Source organism: Achromobacter sp. 10T422 (genome assembly GCF_056394065.1).
The window spans coordinates 1-26280 of the sequence record NZ_JBFTHD010000001.1 but is presented as its reverse complement, the minus strand read 5'-3'; the positions used below and the strand labels follow the sequence as shown (position 1 = coordinate 26280).

Genomic DNA, 26280 nt, shown 5'->3' with positions numbered 1-26280 from the left:
ATGAAGATACTCATACTCGAAGATGAAAACCAAAAGTACGAGCAGATATTGGGTCAGGTGCAAGCGTGTGTGCCCGATTCGATCGTCGTCTGGGTTGCCAATTTTCAAGATTTTCATAAACAAATTGAACGAGAGAAATTCGACCTTGTAGTGGTCGATCTCGTCGTGCCCGCCTATCGCGGCATTGAAAAGACGGATTTGACAGCACAAATCATAGATGCGGTGCGAGATCATCATTGCCCAAATTGGCGAACGCCCGTGTTGGCGTTAACGCAGTTTGTAGGTGCGGCCGACGACAATTATCAAAATCTGAATTCCAAGGACATAACGATCGTTACGTTCGAGCCCGCGAATCAACTTTGGGTTGCACCGCTCAGAGAAAAAATTCAATCGTCTGTCCCTCCGCGCCGATTCGATTTCCTCATAATCTGCGCCTTGCCGAAGGAGGCGCAGGGATTTGAGGACGCTGGGTACAATCTGGGACCGCCGTTTGGTCTCCTTGGCCTCGAGCTGCGTACGATTACGATTGGTGATCGCAAGGGTGCTGTAGTTCTCGCACCTCGCATGGGGCTGGTTAGCTGCGCGATCGCCACGACAAAGGCGATTGATTATTTTCAGCCCGCATTGGTTTGCATGAGCGGCATTTGTGCGGGGATAGAAGGCAAGGCGAATATTTACGATATTGTTATTCCTGAGATTTGTCATCAACACGACGCGGGGAAATGGGGCGCGGATGGATTTGAACCCGAGCTATATAGTGTCCAAATTCCCCCCGACGTGCGGCTAAAACTCATAGAGATTATTCACGCCGGCGAATTTATGGAGGCGGTATGCAGAGATATACGGCCTGGGCGAAGTGAGTTGCCAGAAAACATGGAACATCTATCGCCGAAAGTCCTGTTGGCGCCGACGTCCAGCGGTAGTGCAGTCGTTGCGGACGATGAATTTTTGGCAACTATCAAAGCCCAACATCGGAAAGCTACCGCGTTCGAGATGGAGTCGTACGCACTGTACGAGACGGCACGCTTGTCGTCGTCGCAACCCAGGTTTTTCAGCGCCAAAGCAGTCGTAGACGACGGTGGCCCGCAGAAGGGCGATCATTTTCATAAAATTGCATGCCTTTTATCTGCCAGGGTGGTGTACGAACTCATTAGAAAAGGCATTTGATTTTCTTGATCGCCGCTCAATAGATGTGAATCCCCCCGACCCGCTCGCGGGCGAGAGCTTGGACATCTCTCGCTGCAAGGGCAACTATCGAACACCCTTGAAGTCAGACCGTCTCCTTCGGCACCTGACGGTAAAAATTCGTTGAGTGAGAGGTGGGCAGCAATATTTCACCAACCGCCTAACTGAGGAGCCGATAGTCAAAGGCCTGTTCGTGAGTCGAGCCGAAGTAGTAGAGAAGCTCGGCAAAATTACAGCAAGTCGGCCTGCTCCAGGAGGGGCCATTAGCTAGTCGAGAAGTCCTGCCGCACAAGGCTGAAACCATCAAACCTGTTTTTTCGTTCGCACTATGGTTGGTTTGGTGTGACTCTTGGAAGTTGAGTGACAGCTTTCAGTTACGACCACAGGCTGCTTCTGGCCGTAAGCAGACGTCCATGGCTGGAATGGGCGTCGCGTCGCGGGCTGGCGAGATGCAGCCATCTAGTGAATGTATATCGGATAGAAGCCCCAGCTTTCATACTTGCCGCATCGGCCCGCAGCAGTTCATACAGGGGATGCAGACGCTCACGCGCTTGCCGCCCCATCCCCCAGCCGCTCCGCGATCAGTGGCGGTACGACAGCGTTAACAGGGTGATGCGTCCATCGCCCAGCGCGACCGCGTTGCGTACTCCGCCTGCGTAATAGGGTTTGTCGAACAGGTTGTTCATGGTTAGCGCTGCGCGCCAGCGGCGCGCGTTATATGCCACGCCTGCGTCGGCAACGACATAGCCGGGGAGGTCATAGCCGTAGGTATAACGGCTTCCTTCACCGCGAAGCCCGCCGGTCAGTTCCCAGCCGGCCACGTCGCCGTGCATCCGATAGCGCGCAGTTAGATTGAAACTGTGACGCGGAACGCTGTTGAGGCGGGTATTGTTGGTGGACGGCTGCTGGCCGCCATCGTCAACGACGACGGCCGATAGATACGCGTATCCCCCCATCAGGCTCAGGCCGTCGGTCAGGTCCGTTGCCCATCCCAATTCCGCGCCGCGTGTGCGTTGCTTGCCGACCGCAATGCTGTAGCCGTCGTTCAGCGGATCGGATTGGAGAACATTGCGGCGCTCCAGATCGAACGCCGCCACGGTGATGCTGGTGGCGCCGTCGTTAAGGTCGAACTTCACGCCGGCTTCCCATTGCCTGCCGCTTTCCGGTTTGAATGTGCCGCCGTCTACGCTGGTGCCGCTGTTGGGATAGAACGACGTGGCGTAGCTGATATAAGGCCGCACGCCGGGCAGGACCTCGTACATCAATGCGCCTGAACCCGTGATGGCGTTATCGCTGCTGTCTTCGCGCGCCTGCGTGCGATGTTCCGTCGAATAAGTGGTGGCGCTGTCATGACGCAGGCCGAAGACCGCGTTCCATCGCTCTCCCAGCGCGATCTGGTCGCGGGCATACAGGCCAATCGAGCGCACGGTGGTGCTGCTGTCGGTGCGCGGATTGGCAGGGCAGTTGATGGCGCTGCCGTATACGGGTTGGTAGACGTCCAGGTCCCGCACCGAGCAGTTGTACGACAGGCTGTTCTCCCGGGTGCGCAGGTAATCCACGCCAACCGTGATGTCATGGCGGCCAAAGCCGGTTTCAAATCCGCGCTGTGCGTTGGTATCCAGCGTGATCGTGTCGCCGTCCCAGTGCTGGTCGGTGGCGGTGCGCCGCAGCGTTCGATTGTCCGCGCGCAAAAGGCCATTGGCGACCAACTGGCCATTGAGCGTAAATGACTGCCAGCGCGCGTTCTGGTTGACCGTCCAGCCATTGTCAAACCGATGCGTCAGCGCATAGCCCACGCGGCTTTGGTAGCCGCGATAGGGGTCCTGCCCGGGCTCGCCGGTAAAGCGGTCTCGGGGGATCTGGCCATTAGGATTTGACTGGACTGACCCGGCGACCGGCAATCCCTGCTGGCGGATGTAGCGGCGTTCCTGGTAGCTGGTGAGGATGGTGAAATCCGTTCGCGCGCCCAGATCCAAAGACAGCGAAGGGGCGATGAACCGATTCTTGAACCACACGTGGTCTGTTTCGTCATCCGAATTCATGGCCAACGCATTGATGCGAAATGCCGCCTTGCCGTTGTCCGACAGCGGCGTACCCATGTCCAGCGTAGCCTGCCGGAAATCGTGGCTGCCCACGGTGGTGGCCACTTCCGCAAAACTTTCGGCACGCGGGCGCTTGCTGGCCATGTTGACCAGGCCGCCGGGCAGGACCTGCCCATAAAGCAGCGAGGCGGGGCCCTTCAACACCTCTACCTGCTCCACGCCGAACAGTTGTTCGGCGATGCGGTTGCTTGCCGCTGTGCGCAGCCCGTCCAGGAACAAGGAATCCGAAGCGACCTGGCCGCGGATGATGAGGTCGTCCCAGCCGCGGCGGCCAAACTGATTGCTGACGACGCCGGGCACGTTATGTAGCGCGTCGGCCAGGGTCTGCGCCTGCTGCGCGTCCAGGACCGCCCGGGGCACCACGGTGATCGACTGCGGCGTCTTGGCCAGGGGAACCGACGACTTGGTGACCGTGGGCGGCGTGATAGGGTTGAACAGGCTTTCCTGGCCTGCGTCGTCGCCAGTTACGCGCACGGCGGGCAGTTCCACGGCGGAATCGGAGTTCTGTGCAACGGCGGCAAAGGAGGCGGCCAGCGCCAAGGCGGCAGCGAATGCCGGATAGGGATGCAAGGGCATGAAGGGACGGCAGGGGAGGTGAAGCGGTGGAGAGGATGCGCCACAGCGCGCTTTCTGAAAGCGCACCGCGATATGCGAATGAGAATAACAACGATTAATTATAAGCATTGCAATGCACGGCGAGCGCGGCAATGCGCTCGAAAATTTTGCCTTGCGATGTCTTCACATACTTTCATGCGTCATGCCGCCCGCGCGCACCCCGGTCTGCGTCTGCGCAGTCTGTCCGCGCCGCACGGCGAGCGCTTTGCGGCCGAGGCCCTTATGCGTCAGGACAATGGCGAATTGCTACGGGTGTGGGTGAATCCGCATACCGCGCAAGTGACTGGGCAATCCTCGTGGTGGAGCGCGCAACGATGGTTGCGGGACACGCATCGCAACCTCATGCTGCCCCCAGATTCGGCGTGCCGCTGGTCGCCCTGATGTCCATCCCGCTCCTGTTGATGCTGGCCAGCAGCCATTTCATCTACAAGCGCTGGTGGCGCGGCTTTCTGACATGGCCGCGCAAGGGAAAACCGCGATTGACCTGGGGTGATGTGCATCGGCTGGCCGGCGTCTGGAGTCTCGGTTTCATGCTGCTTATTGGCATGACTGCGTTCTGGTATCTGGTCGAGTCGCTGGGGGCGAAGGCGCCGCTTCTTCCCGCGATTGTGCAGCTCAAGGGCAATGCCAAGCACGCGCCGTTGGCGGCCGATGACGTCGACAGGGCAATCTCCGCGGCACAGGCGGCGTGGCCCGATCTGAAGATCTCCAGCTTGCGGCCGACCCCCAACGGGAAGGCCCTGTTGTTGGAAGGGCAGGCGAATGGATTGCTGTTGCGTGAGCGCGCCAACGTCATCGGTGTCGAGCTCGTTTCAGGCGAGATCCTGGGGCGCAACGGCGGGCAGGACATGAGTGTGCACCAGCGCAGCGGCGAGCTCGCGGACCCGATCCATTTCGGCACGTTCGGCGGGTGGCCTGTGCGCGTGCTGTGGTTCATTTTTGGGCTACTGTTGACCACGCTATCCCTGACGGGGGCGTATCTTTATGGCATCCGTGTTGCCGAGGCCATGCGGGCGGCACTCAAGCGGCGCGGTGCGCCAGCCGGCGCACCGCATTCCCGTGACCTGTCCGCCTGGGCCGTCGCGTGGTTATGTCAGGTCTTGGCCGCTGGCAGACGTTCGTCAACCGCGTCTAGCTCACAGCCGTTGTAGGGTAGGGCAGGCGCACTGGCATGGGGGCCTCGAGATGTGATGGTCCCAATCATCACCCAAGTTCAATGAACTTCGACACCGTGCGTTTCAGCCCGAAAACTTCGGCAAGGCCAGCAGTTCGCCCATGCGCACCGGACCCGTCACCGATGGGGTATCGGCCCAGCGGATTTTGTCAGGGCCGAACAGCACGATGGCGGTCGAGCCCAACTTGAAGCGGCCCATTTCCGCACCCTTGGCCAGATGGATCGGCGCACGCGCGGCGGCGTCATAGCGCACGGACTTCACGCGGCGCTTGAACGGGGTCACCAAGCCTGCCCAGACGGTTTCGATGGACGCAACGATCATCGCGCCCACCAGCACCACAGCCATGGGGCCATGTTCCGTGTCGAAGATGCAGACCACGCGTTCGTTGCGCGCGAACAGGCGCGGCACATTGCGGGCGGTCAGCGGGTTCACCGAGAACAAGCGGCCCGGCACATGCACCATCTCGCGCAGCGTGCCGGCTACCGGCATGTGGACGCGGTGATAGTCTTTCGGCGACAGATAGATGGTGGCGAATTCGCCACCCTGGAAGGGGGCAGCGCGTTCGGCGTCGCCGCCCAGCAAGTCCACCAGGCCGTAGTTGTGGCCCTTGGCCTGGAAGATGCGGCCTTGTTCGATGGCGCCCATCTGGCTGATGGCGCCGTCAGCCGGACAGAGCACCGAACCGGGCTCGTCGTCCAGCGGGCGCGCGTCGTCTTTGAGCGCACGCGTGAAGAAGTCATTGAAGCACTCGTAGGCCAACGGGTCTTCTTGCAAGGCCTGGCTCATGTCCACGCCGTACTTGCGGACAAAGCGCGAGATCATCCAATTCTTGACCGCGGGTTCCCGGCAGTCTGAGGCGTATCCGAAGAAGCGCGACACCAGGTGATGGGGCGCAAGATACTGGCTGGCGAGAAATAGTTGGTCTTTGATCGTCATCTACGAGCGCTGAAAAAACTCGTCCCGCGTACAGCGGGACGGGGTTGAAGGTTGCGTTGCAAGCCGTCTAGCGGAGACAGCTGCGTGCAATTCGCGGGATTGTAACGCGATCAGGCGGCTTTGGCGGCCAGCTTGGTCTTGTAGAGCCAGTCCTTGTAGTCGTCAAGGTCGCCATCGAACGGTTTGACGACGCCGTCGGCCACGATGATGAACTCATCGGTGGTGGCGCGCAGCAGATGGCGATCGTGCGAGACCAGCATCAACGTGCCTTCGAATTGCGCCAGCGCGGTGGTCAAGGCTTCGCGCGTTTCCAGGTCCAAGTGGTTGGTGGGCTCGTCCAGCAGCAGCAGGTTAGGACGCTGCCACACGATCAGCGCAAGCGCCAGGCGCGCCTTTTCGCCGCCGGAGAACGGCGCGATGGAGCTGGTGGCCATGTTGCCGTTGAAGTTGAAGCTGCCCAGAAAGTTGCGCAGCTCTTGTTCGCGCACGGTGGGCGCGATCTTCATCATGTGCCACAACGGCGATTCGTCGTGGCGCAACATTTCAACCTGATGCTGGGCGAAGTAGCCAATCGACAGGCCCTTGTTGAATTGTGTGTCGCCCGCCAACGATTCCAGATCGCCCGCGATGGTCTTGATGAACGTGGACTTGCCCGCGCCGTTGATACCCAGCAGCCCGATGCGCTGACCCGCTTGCAGCGAGAAATTGATGCCCGACACGATGATCTTGTCGGACACGGCTTGCGTGTTTTCGTCTTCCACGCGGTAACCCGCGCTGACCTTGTCCATGGTCAGCAACGGGTTGGGGGCGCGCAGCGGTTCGCGGAATTCGAACGAGAATTCGGCGGCGGCGCGCAACGGGGCCACTTCTTCCATGCGGGCCAAGGCCTTGATGCGGCTCTGCGCCTGACGCGCCTTGCTGGCCTGGGCCTTGAAGCGGTCAATGAACGATTGCAGGTGCGAACGTTGGCGCATCTGCTTTTCCATCATGCCGGCCGCCAATTCCAGCTGGGCGGCGCGTTGGCGTTCGAACGACGAGTAGTTGCCCGAATAGCGCTTGAGCTTGCGTTCGTCGATGTGGACGATGACGTTGACCACGCCGTCCAGGAAATCGCGATCGTGAGAGATCACGATGAGCGTGCCCGGGTAACGCTTGAGCCAGTCTTCCAGCCAGATGATGGCGTCCAGGTCCAAGTGGTTGGTGGGCTCGTCCAGCAGCAGCAGGTCGGACGGGCACATCAGCGCTTGCGCCAGGTTCAGGCGCATGCGCCAGCCGCCGGAAAAGCTTGTCAGCGGCAGATGCATCTGTGCTTGCGTGAAGCCCAGGCCGGTCAGCAGCTGTTCGGCGCGCGAGTGCACCGTGTAGGCGTCGGCGTCGGCCAGCGCGGCGTAGATGTCGCCCATGCGCAGGCCGTTCTCGGCGCTTTCGGGTTCGGCTTCCAGCGCGGCGAGTTCCGCTTCCAGCTTGCGCAACGTGACGTCGCCGTCGATGGCGTATTCGATGGCGGGGCGGTCAAGCGCGGGGGTTTCCTGCGCAACATAGGCCATGCGCCAGCTGGACGGGTAGTCGAGATCGCCTTGGTCGGCGTGCAGCGTGCCGCGCAAAAGGCCGAACAGGCTGGACTTGCCGGCGCCGTTGGCGCCGATCAGGCCGATCTTGTCGCCGGGGTTCAAGAGCAGGTCGACCTTGTCGAGCAAGGGCTTGACGCCGCGCATGAGTGAAACTTGTTGGAAGCGGATCATGAATCTTGGGGCAGGGGGTGGCGCGGCAACCGCGCGGCAAGGCTCCCGCCACAATGGCGCGGCGCAAAAAAGGGAACCGGAGAGGGTTCGCGCCATGCCGGGAACTTGCTTGGGGCTATCGGGCGCGAAAGGCGAAGGGACGGGACGCCGGATAAGCGCGTCGTCGGATCGTGGGCAGTATTGTACCGGGCCGCGCGCCTCAGCGCATCGGGCGGTGGAAAACGGGGCGGAATTGCCCCAGGAAGGGGGGGGCGATGCGGCGCGTGGAAGCGGCTATGCCTCAGGCAAGGCAAGCTGTGCCGCAGTCAAGGCAAACTGTGCCGCAGGCAAGGCAAGCGATGCCTCAGACAAGGCAAGCTATGCCGCGGCGATGGCGGCGGCCAGCGTCAGCACCCGTTCCGCTTCTTGCGCGTGCAGGTTTTCCACCAAGGCGCCATCGACCACGGCAACGCCCAAGCCGGCGGCTTGCGCGGCGCGCCAGGCGTCCAGCCGTTTGCGCGCTGTGGCCAATTCATCTTCCGTGGGCGCGAATGCCGCATTGGCTGGGGCGATTTGCTTGGGATGGATCAGCGTCTTGCCGTCAAAGCCCTGATCGCGCCCTTGGCGGCACGCGGCTTCCAGGCCCGCGTCGTCCTGCAAGTCCAGATGCACGCCATCCAGCACGGCCAATCCGTGCGCGCGCGCGGCCATCACGGCCAACGAACGCGCCAGCAACGTTTCTTCGCGGCCAGGCGTGTGGCGCGCGTGCAGGTCTTTCACCAGGTCTGACGTGCCGACGACAATGGCGGCCAAGCGGGCGTGGCCGCCCGCAATCGCGTCCAGACGCAGAAAGCCCAACGGCGTTTCAGCCATGGCCCAGAGCGGCAAATCCGGCGGCGCGCCGGCTGCGTTCAGCGCATCAGCCAAAGCCGTTAGCTGCGCGGCGGATTGCACCTTGGGCAGCAACACCGCATGCGCGCCGGCCTGAGCGATGGCGTTGATGTCGTCGTGGCCCCAGGGCGTGTCCAGTGCGTTGATGCGCACGATGCATTCACGGCGTCCATATCCGCCTTCTCGCAAGGCGGCGGCCACTTGTTCGCGGGCCTGCGTCTTGGCGTCGGGCGCAACGGCGTCTTCCAGGTCAAGAATCAGCGCGTCGGCATCCAGGCTGCGGGCCTTGTCCAGCGCACGTGCATTGGCGCCGGGCATGTAAAGCACCGAGCGGCGGGGGCGGATGGGAAGCGTCATGGGATGCGGATCAGGGTTTGAGGTTGCCAACAATCTGCACCGGCGTCGTGCAGACATAGCCCACGCCATACACCGTGCGGATGCCGATGTCGCCGCCCGCCAGCGCGCGCAGCTTGCGGCGCAGCCGGTGCATGTGCGCGTCCAGGCGGTGCGTGTCGTAGGCGTCGGCGCTGGCGCCCAGCGCTTCAACAAGACGCCCGCGCGTCAAGGGCAGCGGCGCGGCCTGGATCAGGGCGCCGATCAGCCGGCTTTCGGTATCGGTGATGTCCACGCACACTTGGCCGGGCGATGTCAGCATGCGCCGCGCGGGGTCAAAGCGCCAGGTGTCAGACTGAGCGTCGTCAGCCGCAGGCACGACGCGCAAGCGGCGCGACAAGGACACCAGCGTTGCGCCCAATTCATTCAGGTTGACGGGCTTGGTCAGGTAGTGGTCGGCGCCCAGACTCAGGCCCGACACCTTGTCTTCGCTGAGCAAGCGGCCGGTGAGCATGATGATGCCCATCGCCGGATACGTGGTGCGTAGATGCGACACGCGCGTCAGCGCATCGCCGTCGGGCAGCATGGCGTCCAGCACCAGGATGCCGGGCGTGACGCTCAACAGCAACTGATCCAGTTCCGCCAGCGAACCCGCGGTGAGGATGACTTTGTCCAGACCCAGGTCGTGGATGTATTCGGCGATGGTGTCGCGCCAGTCTCCGTGGTCGTCAACGACGATGATCGTCACGGTGTCGCCGCTTGCGTGTGCACGCAAAGCGCTCCAAGGGCAAACACGCTTTTCGCTCCTGACATGCTGGGTTTCTTGGTGTGGGGACGGTTCGCTTGCGCGGGGGGCAACGCCGAATGGGTGATACGGGGATGATACGTTTCGTATCGTTGATGTTTGCGGAGAATATCATCATCGACGATGCGGCGGCGCGGCAAACCAGACGGATGTGATCCAAGCCCTGCGCAAACAGCGCCTGATCAAAAAATGCGCAGCCCGTTGCGCATCGCCCGAACGGCCATCCACCGTGCTTGCGGGCGAGTTTTATCCACAGAAATTGTGGATAAAACTCACTCCACTGGCGCCATCCGATTTATGTAGGCAGGTATTCCACTGGCACCCCTTGTGGCACCTTGCGCATGCGGTCGCGTTCGATGCGCGCCGAGGCGAAGCGGGTCTTGCGTGCCGCCGCGTTCTGCAGCAGGACGGACAGCACGGCGCCCTTGTCCTGAATCCACTGCGTTTTGCCCCGCAGCAATTTCATCGCGTTCTCAGCCGTGCCCAGACGATACGACATGGCGTTGATCTGCACGGACGTCTTGCCGTTGAACGCATCAGGCTCGTGTTCGGTGATGGCGGCAGCATCCAGATTGCCGCTTTCATGGTCGACGCGATAGATGAACTTCAGGCCGCTATGCGGGTCTTGCGCCACGACAAGTTTGTCGGAACCCGATATGTCCGACAGCATGCCGATGACAAGGGATTCGACCAGCTGGTTGCCCCGCTGTTCTTCCGTGTAGATAAAAATGCTGTGCCGGGACTGGGCGCCGGCGGCCGGGAGGAGGGGAGAACTATCCATACCTGACTTGAAAAAGGCGGGGCGGACAATGGCGTCCGATGATCCACCGGTGCTGCGGTACTGCATCGACGGCGCCGCTTGCAGAAATGCGGAACCGCCTGTGAAAAGAACAATGCGCGCGGGTTACGCCGAGCGATGCATCCGCGCCATCAGACGCGCTTTGACGGACGGCCAGTCGTCATCCAGGATGGCGAAATAGACCATGTCGCGGGCGCGCCCCGATTGCGCGATCAGATGCTTGCGAAACACGCCTTCTTCGATGCCGCCGATGCGCAGAATGGCCTGCCGCGACTGCGTGTTGCTCAATTCCGTTTTGAAGACCACGCGCATGATACCAATTGTTTCAAAGGCGTGCTGCAATAACAGGAATTTTGCTTCCGAGTTGGCGCCCGAACGGTGGCTGGCGGGCGTCAGCCACGTCGCGCCGATCTCCAGCCGTTTGTGCGCCAGCGCAATATCCATATAGCGCGTGGCGCCTATGATCTGGCCGGTGCTTTGCTGCACGATGACAAAGGGCAGACAGGCCCCGTCGCGCCAGCCGGCCAGCGCCCGTTCCACATAACGCCGCATATCGTCGGACGTGGCGACGGGCTCGGGCTGCAAGCGCCACAGCTCAGGATGCAGGCCCACCGCCGCCAGCGCATCGGCATGATGCAGGGCCATGGGTTCCAGGCGCACGATGTCGCCGTGAAGCGTGACGGGCTGCAAAGGGGGAAGGGGCATGGTGCGGTCCTGATGCGGGTCCGGGGGCGGTCGTGGCGCTAGGGAATAGCGCTAGGGAATGGCGCTAAGGCATAGACAATGAAGCATGCAAAGCCATGGCGAATTCTACGCGCGCAATGTCTTGCCGAACACGTGGGGCTGGCGCAGAATTCGGCGCATGAAAACAGACGTTGTGGTTCTAGGCGCGGGCATCGTGGGCGTGAGTACGGCGCTGCATTTGCAGGCGCGCGGCCGTTCCGTGGTGCTGCTGGACCGGCGCGGCCCCGGTGAAGAAACCAGCTACGGCAATGCGGGCCTGATCGAACGGGCCAGCGTCATTCCGTACGCCTTTCCGCGTGACTGGCGCAGCCTGTGGCGCTATGCGCGCAACAATACGCCGGACGTGAGCTATCACCCCCGCTTTCTGCCCCGCATCGCGCCGTGGCTGCTGCGCTACTGGTGGCATTCATCGCCCACCCGGCTGGCGCGTGCGGCGGACGCCATGCTGCCGCTGATCGAACGCAGCGTGGCCGAGCATGACGCGCTTAAAGACGACGCCAACATCACCCACCTGTTTCGCCGTAATGGCTGGATCGATGGCGCCCGCACCGAGGCCGGCATGACGCGCGCCATTGCCGAAGCCGAAGCCCTGTCGCCCTACGGCCTGAACTATCGCGTGCTGGATCGCCAGGCGTTGACGGCGCTTGAGCCGTCGCTGTCATCGCGCATGGTGGGCGCGGTGCATTGGTTGGACCCGGTGAATGTGTCTGATCCAGGCGCGGTAACGCGGGGCTATGCCGCCCTGTTCCAGAAGCGCGGCGGCCAACTGGTGCGGGGCGATGCCCGCAGTTTGAAGGCGGCGGGCAAGGGCTGGCAGGTGCAAAGCGTACAGGGGATGGTCGACGCCCGCGATGTGGTGGTAGCGCTGGGGCCGTGGTCGGCCGACCTGTTGCGCCCGCTGGGCTACCGCATTCCGATGGCGGTCAAGCGCGGTTATCACCAGCACTACACGCTGGAAGACGGCGCGGCCTTGTCGCACCCCGTGGCGGATATCGATAGCGGTTTCGTGGTGACGCCGATGACGTTGGGCGTGCGGTTGACGACGGGCGCCGAGTTCGCGTCCCGCGATGCGCCGCCGTCACCGATCCAGATCCAACGCACGCGCGCGTTGGCAGGCCAGTTGCTGCCGCTGGGGGCGGCCGTGGAAAAAGAACCGTGGATGGGGTGCCGGCCTTGCATGCCCGACATGCGCCCCGTCATCGGGCCTGCGCCCAAGCATCCGGGCTTGTGGATGGCGTTCGGCCACGCGCACCATGGCTTCACGCTGGGGCCGGTGACCGGCAAGCTGATGGCCAGCTTGATCACGGGGCAGGCGCCGGATATGGACCCGGCGCCTTACGCGCTACGCCGCTAGTAGCGCGTAGGGCGGGGGGCACCGGAGCGGTACCTCGCGGCGGTACCCCGAGGCTGCAACCCCGGGGCCGCAATGCCATTAACGCGACGCCGCCGCCTTTTCGCGGCGCTGACGCACGGCCAGCGCCAGCGTGTCCAGCACGGGCTCGGTCTGGGACCAGCCCAGGCAAGCGTCCGTGATCGACACGCCACGGCGCAGCGGCTGGCCCGGCTTCAAGTCCTGGCGGCCTTCTTCAAGATGGCTTTCGATCATGACGCCGGTGATGCGGGCGTCGCCCTGGGCGAGCTGCGCGGCGATATCGTTGGCCACATCAATCTGGCGCAAGTGGGACTTGTTGGAGTTGGCGTGCGAGCAGTCGATCATGACCTGTTCGCGCTGGCCGGCGGCCCGCAGCGCGGCGCAACACGCGTCCACGCTGGCGGCGTCGTAGTTGGGGCCTTGCTTGCCGCCGCGCAGGATCACGTGCGTGTCCTGGTTGCCGCGCGTTTCGAAAATGGCGGCCATGCCCATCTTGGTCATGCCCATGAACGCATGCTTGGCGCTGGCGGCGACCATGGCGTCGGCTGCAATCTGCACGCCGCCGTCGGTGCCGTTCTTGAAGCCCAGCGGGCAGCTCAAGCCAGAGCTCAGTTGGCGGTGGCTGGGGCTTTCGGTGGTGCGCGCGCCGATGGCGCCCCAGGCGATCAGGTCAGCGATGTACTGCGGGCTGAGCAAGTCCAGGAATTCGGTGGCAATCGGCAGGCCCAGGCCGCTGATGTCCAGCAGCAGTTCACGGGCGCGGCGCAGGCCTTCGTTGATGCGGAAGCTGCCATCCAGGCGCGGGTCATTGATGTAGCCCTTCCAGCCCACGGTGGTGCGCGGCTTTTCGAAATACACGCGCATGACGATCAGCAGGTCTTTCTTGTGCTGGTCCACGGCGGCGCGCAATTGGCGGGCGTAATCCATGGCTTGGCCATGGTCGTGAATGGAGCAGGGGCCCACGACGATCAGCAGGCGGTCGTCACGGCCGTGCAGCACGTCGGCGATTTCGGCGCGGCTTTGCTCGACGAGTGTCTGGATGGCGGGGGAAACGGGCAGCTCGTCCTGCAGCAACGCGGGCGAAATCAGCGGACGCACGGCGCTGATGCGGGTGTCGTCGGTGCGCGTGTTGTCCTGGGTCGAGTCGGCCGTGCCGACCTCGCGGTCGTGCTGGGGGTCGTCAATGCGGGTCAAGGGATGCTCCGTGCCGTAGATGCGAAAAGACGTCCATTATCGCACTGGCGGGCGACGCGCGCGCCGGAAGGCGGCGTCCGTCCGGAGGAAGCCGGTGCGCTGCCTTCGGACAACGGGCCGCGCCGATGGCGGGAAGTTGGTCCCAAACCTACGCCTATCGGCCCGGAAATTGCATTAACCCTTTTCCAATCACGACAGAGTCGACGCGGATGCCGTAGGATTGAGTCCGGAAAGTTCAAGCGGCTGCCTGCAGAGGCCCCGCCCTATAAGCTAGGACGGAACGTAATGCCTAAAACCGAAGCCGGAGGCACCCGACGGATTCTTCTGGTCGAAGATCACCCCGTCGAACGCGCATATCTGCAGAACATGCTGCTGGCGTTGGGCTATCGGCGCGTGGCGGGCGTGGGCAGCAGCACCGAAGCCGTCAGCGCGCTGGGGCGGCAATTCTATGATCTGGTGATCAGCGACATCGTCATGAGTGACGGCGATGGCACGCACCTGCCCAATGAATTGCGCCGGCTGGTGGACGTGGGCCGCTTGAAAAGCATGCCGCCCATCATCTGGATCAGCAGTTTGGCCGACGAATTGCTGGAGTCCCACGTCAGGCTGGCGTTGCAGGCCGGTTGCCCGTCGGCGCAGGCGCTGTCCAAACCGGTTTCGCGCACGGCCATGCAGCAGGCCATCAAGGTTGCGCTGGCCGCGGAAGACGTGGCCTCGCCGCGCCAGCAGTCGGTCCGGCGCGAAGTGATCGAAGCGGAATTGGGGCGGGCGCTGATCACCGGCGAGGGCATGAGCGTGGTGCTGCAACCCCAAATGAGCCTGTCAACGGGCGAGGTCTTGGCGGCCGAAGCGCTGTCGCGCTGGGACCATCCCACGCTCGGCCCCATTGCCGCAGCCGACTTCGTGCCGGCCGCGCATCGTCTGGGCATGGACCGGATGTTGTTCCTTCGGGTGACAGATCGCGTTATTGAAGTGTTGCAGCGCATGCACGACGAGGACATCGCCGTGCCAATCGCCATCAATGCGTCGTCCTCCACGCTGTGCTCGCGCGATATGGCGGCGCTGCTTGAAAAGCGGGTCGCGCAGGCCGGCCTGCCCGCCAGGCTGGTAAAGATCGAACTGACCGAAGACGAGCCCGTCAATGACTGGCTGGCGCTGTCGTCCGTGCTGAATCTGTTGCGCGTGCGGGGTTTCGAACTGGCCATGGATGACTTCGGCGCCGGCATCGCGTCGATGCGCCTGTTCTCGGCCATGCCGTTTACTGAACTGAAGATCGACCGGGATTTTATCGTGCACATGCACCGTGAAGCGGCGTCGCGCGCGGTGGTGGCGGCCGCCATCGAAATGGGCCGCGTACTAGGCCGGCGCGTGGTCGCCGAAGGCGTCGAACAAGAACGCGACCTGCAACTGCTGCGTGAGCTGGGTTGCGACGTGGCCCAGGGGTACGGGCTGTGCCTGCCGCTGGAGGCCGACGCCTTCATCGATTTCTGCCGCAGCCATTGAAAAGCAACAAGGCGGCCAGAATGCAACAAGGCGGCCAGAATGTGGTCGCCTTATTGCGTGCCGCCCCTGAAGGGCGGTACTCAGATGCCCGAAACGTCGATATCGCCCGGGTAGTCGATCGAGAACTTCAGGACGGTTTCGCGGGACTTGCCCGGCTCCATTTCCCATTCCCAGACGAGCTTGCCGTCTTCTTCGCGCTTGACGTCGCGGTCGGCGGGCGACAGCAGCTTGACCACGATCTTCTCGTTGCGGGAGACGGGCAGGCGATCCTTGAACGACACCTGTTCCTTGGTTGCCTTATTGTTCTTCACGGTGATCTTGTATTCGTAAGTCACGCGTTTTCCGCTACCCGAAAAGCCCGTGCTTTCCGTAAAGCGGTTGACCAGCTGGCGCTTGATCGAAATGCCGTCGTCCGCACCCAGCGCCAGCTCGACCTTTTCGCCCGGCATCACGGCTTTCATGGCGCTTGAGGCCACGAACGCGTCGTCCAGGAACGTGTTCAAGGGGCCGGGCAGGAAGGGAAAGTCGGTGTTGTTGCTGGCCTGAGCGGTCAGGAAAACCGCTTCACGCAGGCCTGGCGAGGCCTGGTACTGCAACGTCGCCGGCAGCTTGGCGCTGGCGATCGCGACGCGTTGCGACGTGTTGTCCGAGGGCAGGGTCGCCGGGTTCCGGATCTGGAACGACGCGCTGGTGGCATCGTTCTGCAATTGGGATGTCGTGACCTCGATCGCCTCGGCCGCGGGTTCAGCCATGGCGGCATCCGCATAGGCCTGCGGCGCGGGGCGCATGCGCTTTTGCATCATTTCGCCCGCCACGGAGGGGGCGGGTGCGGCGACCGGACGGGGAGGTGGCGGCGGCGCGGGCGGGGGCGCCACGTCAATGATCCACGGTTGCAGCGCCGGTGCGCCGCCGCCCAGCGCGGGCCGCGCGGTGGACAGCGTGAGCTTCACGTTGTTCCAGTCTTCGCCGGTGTTCTGGCGGATCACACCGAAATAGCCCAGATCGACATTGCGGTCGGCGGGGCGCAGGCGGGCATCGTAGGCCGGCGTCCAGCGAGCGCCACCCACGGCGTACGACACGGCCAGATCCACCTTGCCCGCGCGCGCCAGGTTCACGCGCAGCGTGACCGTTTTCGTGCGGCGGCTCAATTGCCCCTGCACGACATTCAGCTGGCTCTGCAAGGCGTTCAGCTCGCGTTCCATCACGGCTTTGCGCTCGGCCACCTGGCGCAAGCTGGCCAGCGTCTTGCTCAGGGTGTCGGCGCTAAGCGTCTGAATGGCTTTGAGTTCGTCTAGCGTCAGGCGCGCACCGTCTTTGGACGGCTCGGTGGCGCCGCGCTGCATCATCAGAACCAGTTCACGCTGGTTGTCCAGTACGGTGGCTTCATCGTCCAGCTCGGCCAACTGGCCTTCCAGCTTGCGCACCTGTTCCTGCAGCGTCCGCACGCGCTCGTTCGGGGTGTCAGCTAGAAACGCGTCACGCACCTTGACGTCAAGCAGCGCCGCCTGGCCGGTGCTCTTGGCCGAGACCTGCAAGGAATTCTCTTGCAGCGTGGCGGGCAGGTTCTCTAGCACCAGTTCATGTTCACCGGCAGCAAGGTCACTGGTGGCGGTGCGCGTCACCACGGCGCGGTCCTGGTAGACCGTCACCGCGCCAATGGAAGAGGCCAGCCCGGCCGCCGCGCCCAGGCCAGGAATCGTTGCGATGGCCAAGGCCAGGAGGGTACGTCGCACTAGGTCACCTTTAGGAAGGTTGATTCGTTGAGTTGGTCCGCGACATCCGTGCCGGATGTCAGGGACGGATCGCCAATAGCGCGCCAATTTACTCCGCCGTGCGTTCAGCGGGTTTACAGGAAGTGACAAACGCGACAGGGCAATACCGCCCCAATTTTGCTTGCACTCAATTGCGCTCCGGATGCGCCAGCCGGCGGAGCATGTCGACGGCGTTGACGGCCGCGATCGAGCGGTCGTGCCGGCGATACGCCATGTCCAGCAAGGCGTGGGGCGCGTCGCCCTTGATGGGCCGGTATTCGATGCCTTCCGCACCCATGTGCCGCATCGCGGCCGGCACCACCGAAATGCCCACGCCCGCGGCCACCAAACTAACAATTGACGCCATTTGCGGCGCCTCTTGTATGACGCGCGGCGCAAAGCCCGCGCGCTGGCAAGCGGATTGGATGGCGTCGTACAGCCCCGCACCAATGGGGCGCGGGTACAACACGAAATCCTCGTCCGCCAGCGCCGCGATCGGCACGCTGCGGCGCCGGCTCAAGGGGTGGTCTGGGGGCAGGGCGACGAGCATGGGTTCGTCCAGGACGCGTTCGGATTCAAACTCCGGGTCCAGCAAATAGGGGGGCCGCACAAACGCGACATCCACTTCGCCCAGCCGCAGGCCGCGCAGCAGTGAAATGGTGTTGCTTTCGGTGAGGGTGACGCGGACATCGGGATAACGGTCGCGATAGGCGCGAATGGCGCGCGGCAGGTAAGGGTGGAACACGGCCGACGCGGTAAAGCCGACGGTGATGGCGCCGCGCTCGCCACGCCCCAGGCGGCGGGCGGTGTCGATGGCCCGATCCGCGCCGGCCAGAATGGCGCGTGCGTCTTCCAGAAACTGCGCGCCGGCTTCCGTCAACGCGATGCCGCGCGGCAGCCGCAGAAACAGAGGCGTGCCGATCTCGCGTTCCAGCTGCTGAATCTGCTGGCTAAGCGGCGGTTGCCCGATCCCCAGCCGCGCCGCCGCCCGCGTGAAATGCAGCTCTTCGGCAACGGCCGTGAAATAGCGCAAGTGGCGGAGTTCCATCGTTTTAAAATATAGGTGGGGTGGGTTTCATATATTGGACATATGCAGGGGAAAAGTCTACTTTTACTGCACGGGCTACATGCCCGTTGTCATTCGAGAACCCTGATGTCTACCCCCTCTGCCAGTTCCTCCACCGCCGCATCGCCCGAATACCTGGCGCGCGGCACGCCTGGGCTGCGCCGCGCCCAATGGGCCTTGTTCGCCGCCGGCTTTTCCACCTTCTCCTTGTTGTATTGCGTGCAGCCGCTGATGCCGATGTTCACCGGCGCGTTCGGCGTATCGCCCGCGCAAAGCAGCCTGGTTCTTTCGCTATGCACGGGCCTGTTGGCCATTGCGATCTTCTTTGTGGGCCTGTTTTCGCAAGCCTTGCCGCGCAAACGCATCATGGCGCTGTCACTCTTCGCGTCGGCCGTGCTTGGCACCATCGCTGCCGTGGCGCCGGATTGGCACAGTCTGCTGGCGCTGCGCGCCTTGCAGGGCGTAGCGATGGGCGGCGTACCCGCCGTCGCCATGGCCTACTTGGCTGAAGAAGTCGAGCCGGACACGCTGGGCTTCGTCATGGGCCTGTACATCAGCGGAAGCGCGTTCGGCGGCTTGTCTGGCCGCGTGATCACGGGCTTGGTGTCTGACCACTTTGGCTGGCGCGCGGCAATGGGCACGTTGGGCGTGCTGGGTATCGTGGCGGCGGTGCTGTTCGTGTGGCTGCTGCCCGCGTCGCGCCGCTTCACGCCGCAACGCGGCCGGGGTTGGGCGGGCGTGTTGGGCGACATGCGCGCCGGTGTCGGCACCCACATGAAGAATGGTCCGCTGTGCGCCTTGTTTGCGATGGGCGGCCTGCTGATGGGCGCCTTCGTCACGGTCTACAACTACGTGGGCTTTCGCCTGCTGTTGCCGCCGTTCTCGCTCAGCCAAACGTTCATCGGCTTCATCTTTGTGGTGTACCTGGTGGGCATCTTCGCCTCGACGTTCTTCGGCCGGCTCGCTGACCGCCACGGCCGCGGCCCCATGCTGTCCGCCGCCACCGGCCTGGCGCTGGCGGGCTTGCTGCTGACCTTGTCCGATTCCCTTGGAGTGCTGATCGCCGGCATCGTGCTGTTCACCTTCGGCTTCTTCGCGGCGCACGCCGTAGCCAGCGGCTGGGTCGGCCAGATGGCGCGCGGCTACAAGGCACTGGGCGCATCGCTGTACCTGCTGGTGTACTACGTGGGTTCCAGCGTACTGGGCGCCTGGGGCGGCCACTTCTGGGCCGCAAGCCAATGGCCGGGCGTCGCCGCGATGGCGGGCGGGCTGCTGACGCTGGCGCTGGTCATCAGCGCGGGGCTCGTGTGGCGCACGGGCGGGGTTCGCGGTGCCGATTCCAATCATCCCGCGGTACTGCGCGGCTGAACCTGCCGGCCGCGATGGTCGACAAAGATCACGCCTTTGTCCATGCCGACGTAGCGGTAGAAGTAGCGAGTGCTGGATTTGACGGGGCGGGTGTCGTAGGCGGACAGGTCAGCGCCGGGCGCGCATAGGCGTTCGACTTCCTCGGGCCAGCGGAAGGAATTGGCTTTGTGCTTGATCCAGCGGTCTAGGAGGGGTTTGAGGCTGAAGAGGTTGAAGCAGATATCCCAGATAAGGAAGATGTCGCTGAGCTTGCCTGTTCGAACGACTGGATTGTCTCCGGTGGGTTTGTCGACTAATCCGTCTTTGACCCATTCGGGTTTGGGTTGAATGGCGTCCAGCCCGTGTTCCATGTAGCGGCGGATGAATTCCAGACGGGTAAGGTTGCCGTCCAGGGAGTGGTCGTGCGCGTCGAACTCTCCTCCGACAATAAACGGCACTTTCCTTGTCCTTACGCGCTCGGGGTCCAAATCAGGTTGGCTCATGATTTCGGCATACGGAACAGGAAAGTACAGACGCAAGCGATAGTCATGACCGATCTCGGTGTATGGCCTGACATCGCGCCAAGGGACATGAACGACGTAATCGCCGTAGGTCACGTGCACCAGCTGGGCTTGCCGATTGAACCGAATTCGGCTTTGAGCCATTCCCGTTCCCATCCAAAGAAAGAACCAGGCCATGAGAAAAAATGGGATGCAAATCAATGCGCCCCTGATGTGGAACTCCCCAAACAAGGGCGCCAGGACGAAGACGATTAGCAGTGACATGGGAACACCCAGTGTGGACAATTGCATCAGGAACGTGATCTGGCCTTCCACTCGGGGTTCTATATAGCGATCGTTGAATTGCGCCGGGTCGGAAACATCGTCAAAAAAGCAGACTTTGTCTGGCTCCATGGCGTAGGAGATATCCGGCAACGCGGCGTGATCGATACGTGCGTCCAGCGCTGCGCATTGGCGGATGAATTCCACCTTGGCGTCGGGGACGGTAGCAGGGTCGATGATGCGGAGTGGCTTGGTGGCCATGCTGCTTAAGCCCCGCTGCTGCGCGGCTGAACCTGCCGGCCTCGATGGTCGACAAAGATCACGCCCTTGTCCATGCCGACGTACCGGTAGAAATAGCGGGTGCTGGATTTGACGGGGCGGGTGTCGTAGGCGGACAGGTCAGCGCCGGGCGCGCATAGGCGCTCGACTTCTTCGGGCCAGCGGAATGAGTTGGCTTTGTGCTTGATCCAGCGGTCTAGCAGGGGTTTGAGGCTGATGAGGTTGAAGCAAATATCCCAGATAAGGAAGATGTCGCTGAGCTTGCCTGTTCGAACGACTGGATTGTCACCGGTGGGCTTGTCGACTAATCCTTCTTTGACCCACCTGGGGTTTGGCTGGATCGCGTCTAGGCCGTGTTCCATATAGCGGCGGATGAACTCCAGACGTTGAAGGTTCTTGTCGAAGAACAGATGGTCGTATTTGTCGAAGTCGCCGCCGAGGCAAAATGGCGCCTTACTTCTTCTGACGCGTTCTGGGTCTTGAAAGGGGAGCTGCATCATCGCGAGATATGGCACGGGAAAATACAGTCGAAGGCGATAGTCATGTCCAAATTCGGTGTACGGCCTGACATCGCGCCACGGCAAATGCAAGACAGCCTTTCCGTAGCTCACATGCACGACCTGCGCTTGACGATTGAATCGAACCCGCGATTGGGCCATTTCTGTACCCATCCAAAGGAAGAACCATGCAAAGAAGAAAAAGGGGATGCAGATAACGGCCCCCTTTATATGAAACTCGCCGAAGAGCGGGGCCAATACGAAGACGATGATCAATGAGAAGGGAACGCCTAGCGTGGACACCTGCATCAAGAATGTGATTTGACCTTCGAGCCGGGGTTCGATGTAGCGGTTGTTAAATTGCTCAGGATCAGACACGTCGTCGTCGAGCCAAACTTGTGCGGGCTCCATGGCATAGGTGATATCGGGCAAAGCAGCATGATCGATACGCTCGTCCAGCGCTGCGCATTGCCGGATGAACTCCGCCTTGGCGTCGGGAACCGTCGCAGGATCAACGTCGCGAAGTTTCTTCACCACAGCTGGCTCTCTTGCATCACGAAGTCGGCGTCCGTGAAACCGTTGGGTCGGTACTCCACGTTGGTTTTCCCGATCAGCGTATTCGTCGTGATGTGGATGATGCCGACGCCATTCTCAACAGAGACCAATTTTGGATCTTCGTAGTGCTTGGTCGTTCCGATGAAGTCTCCCGCACTCGCGGCTTGATGTTGAGTGATCGTGTAGTGGCTGATCTGCGGCTGCCATCCCGGAAGACGGACCGTGATGGTTCGAGCATCTTCGGGAAGTCCGACTACGCTGGTGATCAAATTAATCGCCGCAAGGCTGCGAGCGATTCCGAAGATGTCGGCCTCCGATTCGATGGTCGGTTCTTGAAATAGGCGGTGGAACTCGTGGAGTTCTTCTTCATCACTGGCGAATGGGGCGTGATTACCCTGGATGCCCCAAATGCTGCGTGCAATCCATTTCGTGATCTTTGCCTCGTTAGCAACGGTTTGATGATGGTTTTGAAGAATTATGTAGAGTGCTTCCGCTGCGAGGAGAATCCAGCCAATCTGGCCCGCTCCCATCCGAGCAATATTTGCGCCACCTTTCAACACTCGAGAGTTTGCCCGGTCCCATCGCTGAAGGAAGGGCGCTTTGCTTTTTCCCGCCAGATGCAACATCCCAAGGCCGCCAGCTGTGATCTGCACCGATCCACTGAGGAAACTAATGCCGGCCGTCTCTCCCGTTTCTTTTATCGCAGCATGCCACCAGTCCTTGGCTCCAATGGCAAGAGCAGCCACGGCTGCTGCTGCAATTACTCGTAACTCCCAAGTGCTTGCGAGGTCGCGATAAGCCGCGGCGGCACCGGAATCGCCCCGCAACTTCGCCAAATCCCGCTGTTTCTCAAAGTGCATCCGCGTCATCGCCATCCCGGCTGCGCTGACGCCCAGCACTCGCCCGGTTGCATTCAGCGCATTCCCCAGCGTCAACCCGTCTTCTTTCCCCAGCGCCCGGAACGCTTCGCCCGCGCTGTACACCGTGGCAAACACCGCGACGCCGCCCAGCGACAGCTGGACGTTGTGCCAGAAGCGAATACGCTGCGGCAGCGTTCTGACTTGGGCGAGTTTTTCTTGTACGTCCTGCGTGTCGTAAAGGGTGACAAGCGTTTGGGCCGCCCGGTCCACGGTTTTCGGGCGGAAGCCGTTGACGCCTTTCAGGCCCATTTGGTCGCGCACCCAGTTGCCGACGTCGGACAGGGGGACGTCGTGAGCGCGGGCGATGGCGCCGTCCAGCACCTCCATGATCGGGCGGTACACGCTAGTCCAGTACGCGCCGGGGGATCTGAGTTGGCCTTGGGCGACCAGCGCGCCCAGCATGACGCTCAACTGATGGGATGCGCCGTCGGCGGGCAGAGCTTCCAGGACTTTTTGCAGGGCGGCCAGCGCGGCGTTGGAGGCTTGTCGGATGGGGCCCGCGCTGAGTTCGGCGTAGCTGATAACTTGCGGTGTACCGAAGACGGCTTTTCCCAGCAGGCCGGTCGGGCCGGTGGGGCCAACCTGTTCAATCAGGTAATCGTTGCCGGCCTTGCAGTGGATGAGCGCGGGAAGGGTGTGGCCGACCAGGCAACGCAAATCAAGATGGCCAATAGTGTCCGGCGCGTGGGTAGCGATGATCGCGTCGTACTGCGCGCGTTGCTGGTTGAACAGCGTCCACAGGTCGGTAGCGGCGCGGGTGACGGCGTCAGTGTGGTGCTTGAGTTTTTCGGGATGCGCGTCTTCAAACCGCTTGCGCTCCGTATTGCGGGCATAGGCAAGACGCTTGCGTTGGGCGGCCAAGCCGGCCTGGTAGAACCTCTCGCGCGCAGCTTCGTTGGCGCCTCCGGGGATATGAGAAGGTATCGCGCTGCGAATGACGTCGTTCTTTTCCGCGTAAAGCTCGGCCTCGCGCCTTTTCAGGCTACCAAGTTCGTCGATCATTTTCGATACGCGGAGCTTGCGAGCGGCGTCGGCGCTATAGGTTTGAAGCTGATCCAGACGGCTGCCCACCAGCACGTTGAGCTCGCTGAGCATGCCCGCCAGGTCATGAACGGCCACGGCTTTGGGAACCAGGTCAGTGCGGGGCCGGGCGGCGGCGCTCATGGCGTTCAGGATGGATTGAAAGCCGTCGGTGTCCGGCTGGCTTTCGCTCCACGGATACGGTTTGGGTGCGTTTTGTGGAGCTGGCGCCAATTCCGGCACTTGGGTCAGCAACGACGCTGGGAAGACGTTGGCTTGCGCTACTTGCTCCAAATTCACCGGAGTGGATAGCAGGCTGCGCCATCCTGCAGTGTCGTTCTCGATGCGCCATAGCGCCGCGTGGCTGAGGATCGTGTCGGTGATCCGCACATGCACGGTGTCATCTTCCACGTCGGGCGGCACCAGCAGAAAGCGCGCCGCGCCGGCTTCGTCGGGGGCTTGTGCGCGCCCGGGCACGTCGGCGGCGTAGTCGGCCTCGGTCCACCAGATGGGCGCGAAGCGGATGTTGTCGGTGACCTGGTAATGACGCGTCCACATGCGCCCGTGCTGCCTAAAGAAAAGATACACATAGCTGCGCGGACGCAGCACGCGCAATCCATATGTCTTGCCGTCGACAAGTTTGGGGTAAAGCGCGGCGGTCAGTGTGGGAAAGATCTCCGCGTTAACGGGCTTGTCCGTGATGCCATACCGCAAGGGATACAGCGGGGTGCCCCGTTCGCAGGGCGGCGGGGAAATGGCTTTGCCTAATTGCTTGGCGCTGGGGTGGGGCGGTTGCAGCGCCTTGGGGCAGGCCGGAAACGTGTGGGTCATGTTGCAAGTCCTGATGCCGAGACGGCGTGAATCTGATTCAGGCGCTGTTCCGCGTGATGCAGGCGTTGCAGGCCGGGAACCGTTTGCTGCGCCAAGATCGTGCGCAACTCGGTGTCCTTCTCGAAAGGCTGTTGGGGAAAGCGCAGCCGCAGCCCGATGTAGTGGCGCACGTCGCGTTCGATGACCAGCCCGATCTGGCCTGCCTCGGTCGCGAAGATGGAGAATTGACGCAGCAACTTGGCGTGCGCTGCGGGATCGGTCGCCGCGAGGTCTGGGGGAAGGGTGCGCCGGACGGTTTCGCGCATGAACCATTCAAAGCTCGCCTGGTTGATCGCGTCTTCGTCGGCTTCGTGCAGGGTGTAGATATCCTCATAGCCGGACATCGACGCGGCAGCATCAGAATCCGGGAGGTCAATGCGCAGCCATTGCGCGCCGTCCGCGTCGGGCGTGCGCCAGATCACGCCGCGAATCGGGCCGAACCATTCAGCCAGCCGGTGCGGCGCCAGCCCCTCGCATAGCTCTTCCAGCTGGCGGGTGGCGGTCAGGTTGAAGCGCAGGGGCAGGCCGTCAGGCGCAAGCATCTGGTGCAACGCTTGCAGGTGGGGGCTGGCGTGAGCATCATCGGGCGCAAAGATCAGTACTCCCATTTGCCGCGGTGCCCAGTCCTCAACAAACCGTTGCAGCAGATCGGCATTGACCCGCGTCAGCAGCGGCCCGTGGCGGTAACCGGGGGACGAGTAGGCCCACGCGGTGTCGCGCCATAACCAGTGGTGATCAAATCCGGGCGTCAACGCCACCACCTTTTCTTCGAGATCAGCGTCCTGCGCACCATCCAGCCAAAGCCACCCTTGGCCCGAACCCGCCAATGTCTCGACGCTGGGCGCTTGCGCGGGCTGCACGATGCGGCGTGGCCATCCCGGATGCGACGTCATGGGCGGCATCATGCGGCTCCCATGCCGCAGGGGCAGGGCACGCGTGGGCAACTGCCATCTGGGCGCATGGCGCACAGCTTATCCATGGCAAGGCCGGGGTTCGGCGCGCCTGCCATGGATGGCGCGCTGGCTCCGCCTGATTGCTGGCTGATTGGCCCCTTGAATTTGATGGCGACGGCTTCAATCGTGATGCCGCCGCCATCAATCGTGATCGTCCCGCCCGGCCCCTTGATAACGGCGCGCTGGGCGGACTGCAATTCATACACCACCGTCTTACGCGCAATCCGCTGACCCGCGTGCAACTGATGATGCCCCTGCACGGTGTGTTCCACATTCCCACCGGTTTCAATCCAGTGGTTCGCCGCGGTCTTGTCGCGCCGGTTGTTGCCGACGTCTTCAGTCCGGTCCTTGCCCGTCATCACCGTGTGATTACGCCCGATCGTCAGAAAATCATCCTGGCCGATGTCGTGACGCCGGTCGTGCCCGATGTTCACTTGTTCATCATTGCCCACCGTCTCCTTGCGGTCGTGGCCGATCACGATGGTCTCGTCGTGCTCCACCTGCTCGCTGCGGTCATGGCCGACGAAGGTGGTTTCGTTGTGGTTCACATGGATGTTCTGATCTTTCTGCGCATGCACGTAGATCTCTTCCTGATCCCGTTCGTCTTCAAACCGCAGCTCGTTATAGCCATCGCCTTTATGCGTCTGGCTTTTGATCGTCATGCGCGTTTTGTGACGCGGCAGTTCATACGGCGGCGGGTTGATCGACCGATGCGTGCGGCCCGTGATGATCGGCTGCGAACTATCGCCATCCAGAAAGCTGACGATGACTTCCTGCCCGATACGCGGAATGGCCATGTGGCCCCAGCCCGCGCCCGCCCAGTTCTGCGAGACGCGTATCCAGCAGGAGCTGTGTTCGTTGTGCT

The 26280-nt window shown here is 62.5% G+C and carries 20 protein-coding genes; 5 read left to right on the top strand and 15 right to left on the bottom strand.

The features are described from left to right. A complete protein-coding gene (locus AC1DB0_RS00100; RefSeq protein WP_476756837.1) occupies window positions 1–1167 on the top strand; it encodes a 5'-methylthioadenosine/S-adenosylhomocysteine nucleosidase family protein in 1167 nt (388 codons plus the stop codon). A 599-nt stretch (window positions 1168–1766) separates the two neighbouring features. On the opposite strand, the gene AC1DB0_RS00095 is transcribed toward AC1DB0_RS00100, so the two are convergent. After that, a complete protein-coding gene (locus AC1DB0_RS00095) occupies window positions 1767–3863 on the bottom strand; it encodes a TonB-dependent siderophore receptor (RefSeq protein WP_476756838.1) in 2097 nt (698 codons plus the stop codon). A 131-nt stretch (window positions 3864–3994) separates the two neighbouring features. Between AC1DB0_RS00095 and AC1DB0_RS00090 the strand changes: the two genes are divergently transcribed. Further along, the gene (locus AC1DB0_RS00090) at window positions 3995–5053 is read left to right on the top strand and encodes a PepSY-associated TM helix domain-containing protein (RefSeq protein ID WP_476758555.1); all 1059 of its coding nucleotides are present in this window, start codon (window positions 3995–3997) and stop codon (window positions 5051–5053) included. Window positions 5054–5140: 87 nt separating this feature from the next. Here AC1DB0_RS00090 and asd read toward each other — a convergent pair whose 3' ends face one another. The 6 genes from asd to AC1DB0_RS00060 all read right to left on the bottom strand — a co-directional run bounded on the left by asd (window position 5141) and on the right by AC1DB0_RS00060 (window position 11267). Then, window positions 5141–6013 (bottom strand): archaetidylserine decarboxylase, encoded by an 873-nt coding sequence (asd, locus tag AC1DB0_RS00085; protein WP_054422050.1) that lies wholly within the window; start codon window positions 6011–6013, stop codon window positions 5141–5143. 110 nt (window positions 6014–6123) lie between these two features. Then, window positions 6124–7755, bottom strand: coding sequence for an ATP-binding cassette domain-containing protein (locus AC1DB0_RS00080; RefSeq protein ID WP_427948351.1), 1632 nt, complete (start codon window positions 7753–7755; stop codon window positions 6124–6126). 357 nt (window positions 7756–8112) lie between these two features. Then, entirely contained in the window at window positions 8113–8982 is an 870-nt protein-coding gene (locus AC1DB0_RS00075) for an HpcH/HpaI aldolase/citrate lyase family protein (RefSeq protein WP_476756840.1), read from the bottom strand. Window positions 8983–8992: 10 nt separating this feature from the next. Then, on the bottom strand, window positions 8993–9706 hold the full coding sequence (locus tag AC1DB0_RS00070) for a response regulator transcription factor (RefSeq protein WP_054422424.1): 714 nt from the start codon (window positions 9704–9706) through the stop codon (window positions 8993–8995). Window positions 9707–10058: 352 nt separating this feature from the next. Continuing rightward, window positions 10059–10544, bottom strand: coding sequence for a hypothetical protein (locus AC1DB0_RS00065; protein ID WP_476756841.1), 486 nt, complete (start codon window positions 10542–10544; stop codon window positions 10059–10061). Window positions 10545–10667: 123 nt separating this feature from the next. Then, window positions 10668–11267, bottom strand: a complete 600-nt coding sequence (locus AC1DB0_RS00060; RefSeq protein WP_476756842.1) for a GNAT family N-acetyltransferase — start codon at window positions 11265–11267, stop codon at window positions 10668–10670. 157 nt (window positions 11268–11424) lie between these two features. Between AC1DB0_RS00060 and AC1DB0_RS00055 the strand changes: the two genes are divergently transcribed. Then, window positions 11425–12660 (top strand): NAD(P)/FAD-dependent oxidoreductase, encoded by a 1236-nt coding sequence (locus AC1DB0_RS00055; RefSeq protein ID WP_476756843.1) that lies wholly within the window; start codon window positions 11425–11427, stop codon window positions 12658–12660. Between the two features lie 78 nt (window positions 12661–12738). On the opposite strand, the gene AC1DB0_RS00050 is transcribed toward AC1DB0_RS00055, so the two are convergent. After that, window positions 12739–13872, bottom strand: coding sequence for a 3-deoxy-7-phosphoheptulonate synthase (locus AC1DB0_RS00050; protein WP_054422054.1), 1134 nt, complete (start codon window positions 13870–13872; stop codon window positions 12739–12741). A 285-nt stretch (window positions 13873–14157) separates the two neighbouring features. Here AC1DB0_RS00050 and AC1DB0_RS00045 point away from each other — a divergent pair, with 285 nt between their 5' ends. Then, window positions 14158–15375 (top strand): EAL domain-containing response regulator, encoded by a 1218-nt coding sequence (locus AC1DB0_RS00045; protein WP_427219209.1) that lies wholly within the window; start codon window positions 14158–14160, stop codon window positions 15373–15375. Between the two features lie 80 nt (window positions 15376–15455). Here AC1DB0_RS00045 and AC1DB0_RS00040 read toward each other — a convergent pair whose 3' ends face one another. Together AC1DB0_RS00040 and AC1DB0_RS00035 are read right to left on the bottom strand one after the other, a co-directional pair. Continuing rightward, complete coding sequence (locus AC1DB0_RS00040; RefSeq protein WP_441371056.1) at window positions 15456–17108, bottom strand: mucoidy inhibitor MuiA family protein; 1653 nt, start codon at window positions 17106–17108, stop codon at window positions 15456–15458. Window positions 17109–17274: 166 nt separating this feature from the next. Further along, entirely contained in the window at window positions 17275–18174 is a 900-nt protein-coding gene (locus AC1DB0_RS00035) for a LysR family transcriptional regulator (RefSeq protein WP_476756845.1), read from the bottom strand. A 105-nt stretch (window positions 18175–18279) separates the two neighbouring features. Here AC1DB0_RS00035 and AC1DB0_RS00030 point away from each other — a divergent pair, with 105 nt between their 5' ends. After that, on the top strand, window positions 18280–19560 hold the full coding sequence (locus AC1DB0_RS00030) for an MFS transporter (protein ID WP_054422058.1): 1281 nt from the start codon (window positions 18280–18282) through the stop codon (window positions 19558–19560). On the opposite strand, the gene AC1DB0_RS00025 is transcribed toward AC1DB0_RS00030, so the two are convergent. The 5 genes from AC1DB0_RS00025 to AC1DB0_RS00005 form a co-directional block, all read right to left on the bottom strand. Further along, window positions 19536–20582, bottom strand: a complete 1047-nt coding sequence (locus AC1DB0_RS00025) for a hypothetical protein (protein ID WP_476756846.1) — start codon at window positions 20580–20582, stop codon at window positions 19536–19538. The two genes, AC1DB0_RS00030 and AC1DB0_RS00025, sit on opposite strands and share 25 nt — an antisense overlap. Before the next feature lie 5 nt (window positions 20583–20587). Continuing rightward, entirely contained in the window at window positions 20588–21634 is a 1047-nt protein-coding gene (locus AC1DB0_RS00020) for a hypothetical protein (protein ID WP_175168958.1), read from the bottom strand. Further along, a complete protein-coding gene (locus AC1DB0_RS00015) occupies window positions 21628–24423 on the bottom strand; it encodes a toxin VasX (protein WP_476756847.1) in 2796 nt (931 codons plus the stop codon). The genes AC1DB0_RS00020 and AC1DB0_RS00015 overlap by 7 nt, the downstream gene beginning before the upstream one ends. Further along, window positions 24420–25355, bottom strand: coding sequence for a hypothetical protein (locus AC1DB0_RS00010; RefSeq protein ID WP_476756848.1), 936 nt, complete (start codon window positions 25353–25355; stop codon window positions 24420–24422). Before AC1DB0_RS00010 ends, AC1DB0_RS00015 begins: the two co-directional genes overlap by 4 nt. Before the next feature lie 8 nt (window positions 25356–25363). Then, window positions 25364–26280: type VI secretion system Vgr family protein (locus AC1DB0_RS00005; protein ID WP_476758554.1), on the bottom strand; the 917-nt coding region annotated here is incomplete at its 5' end.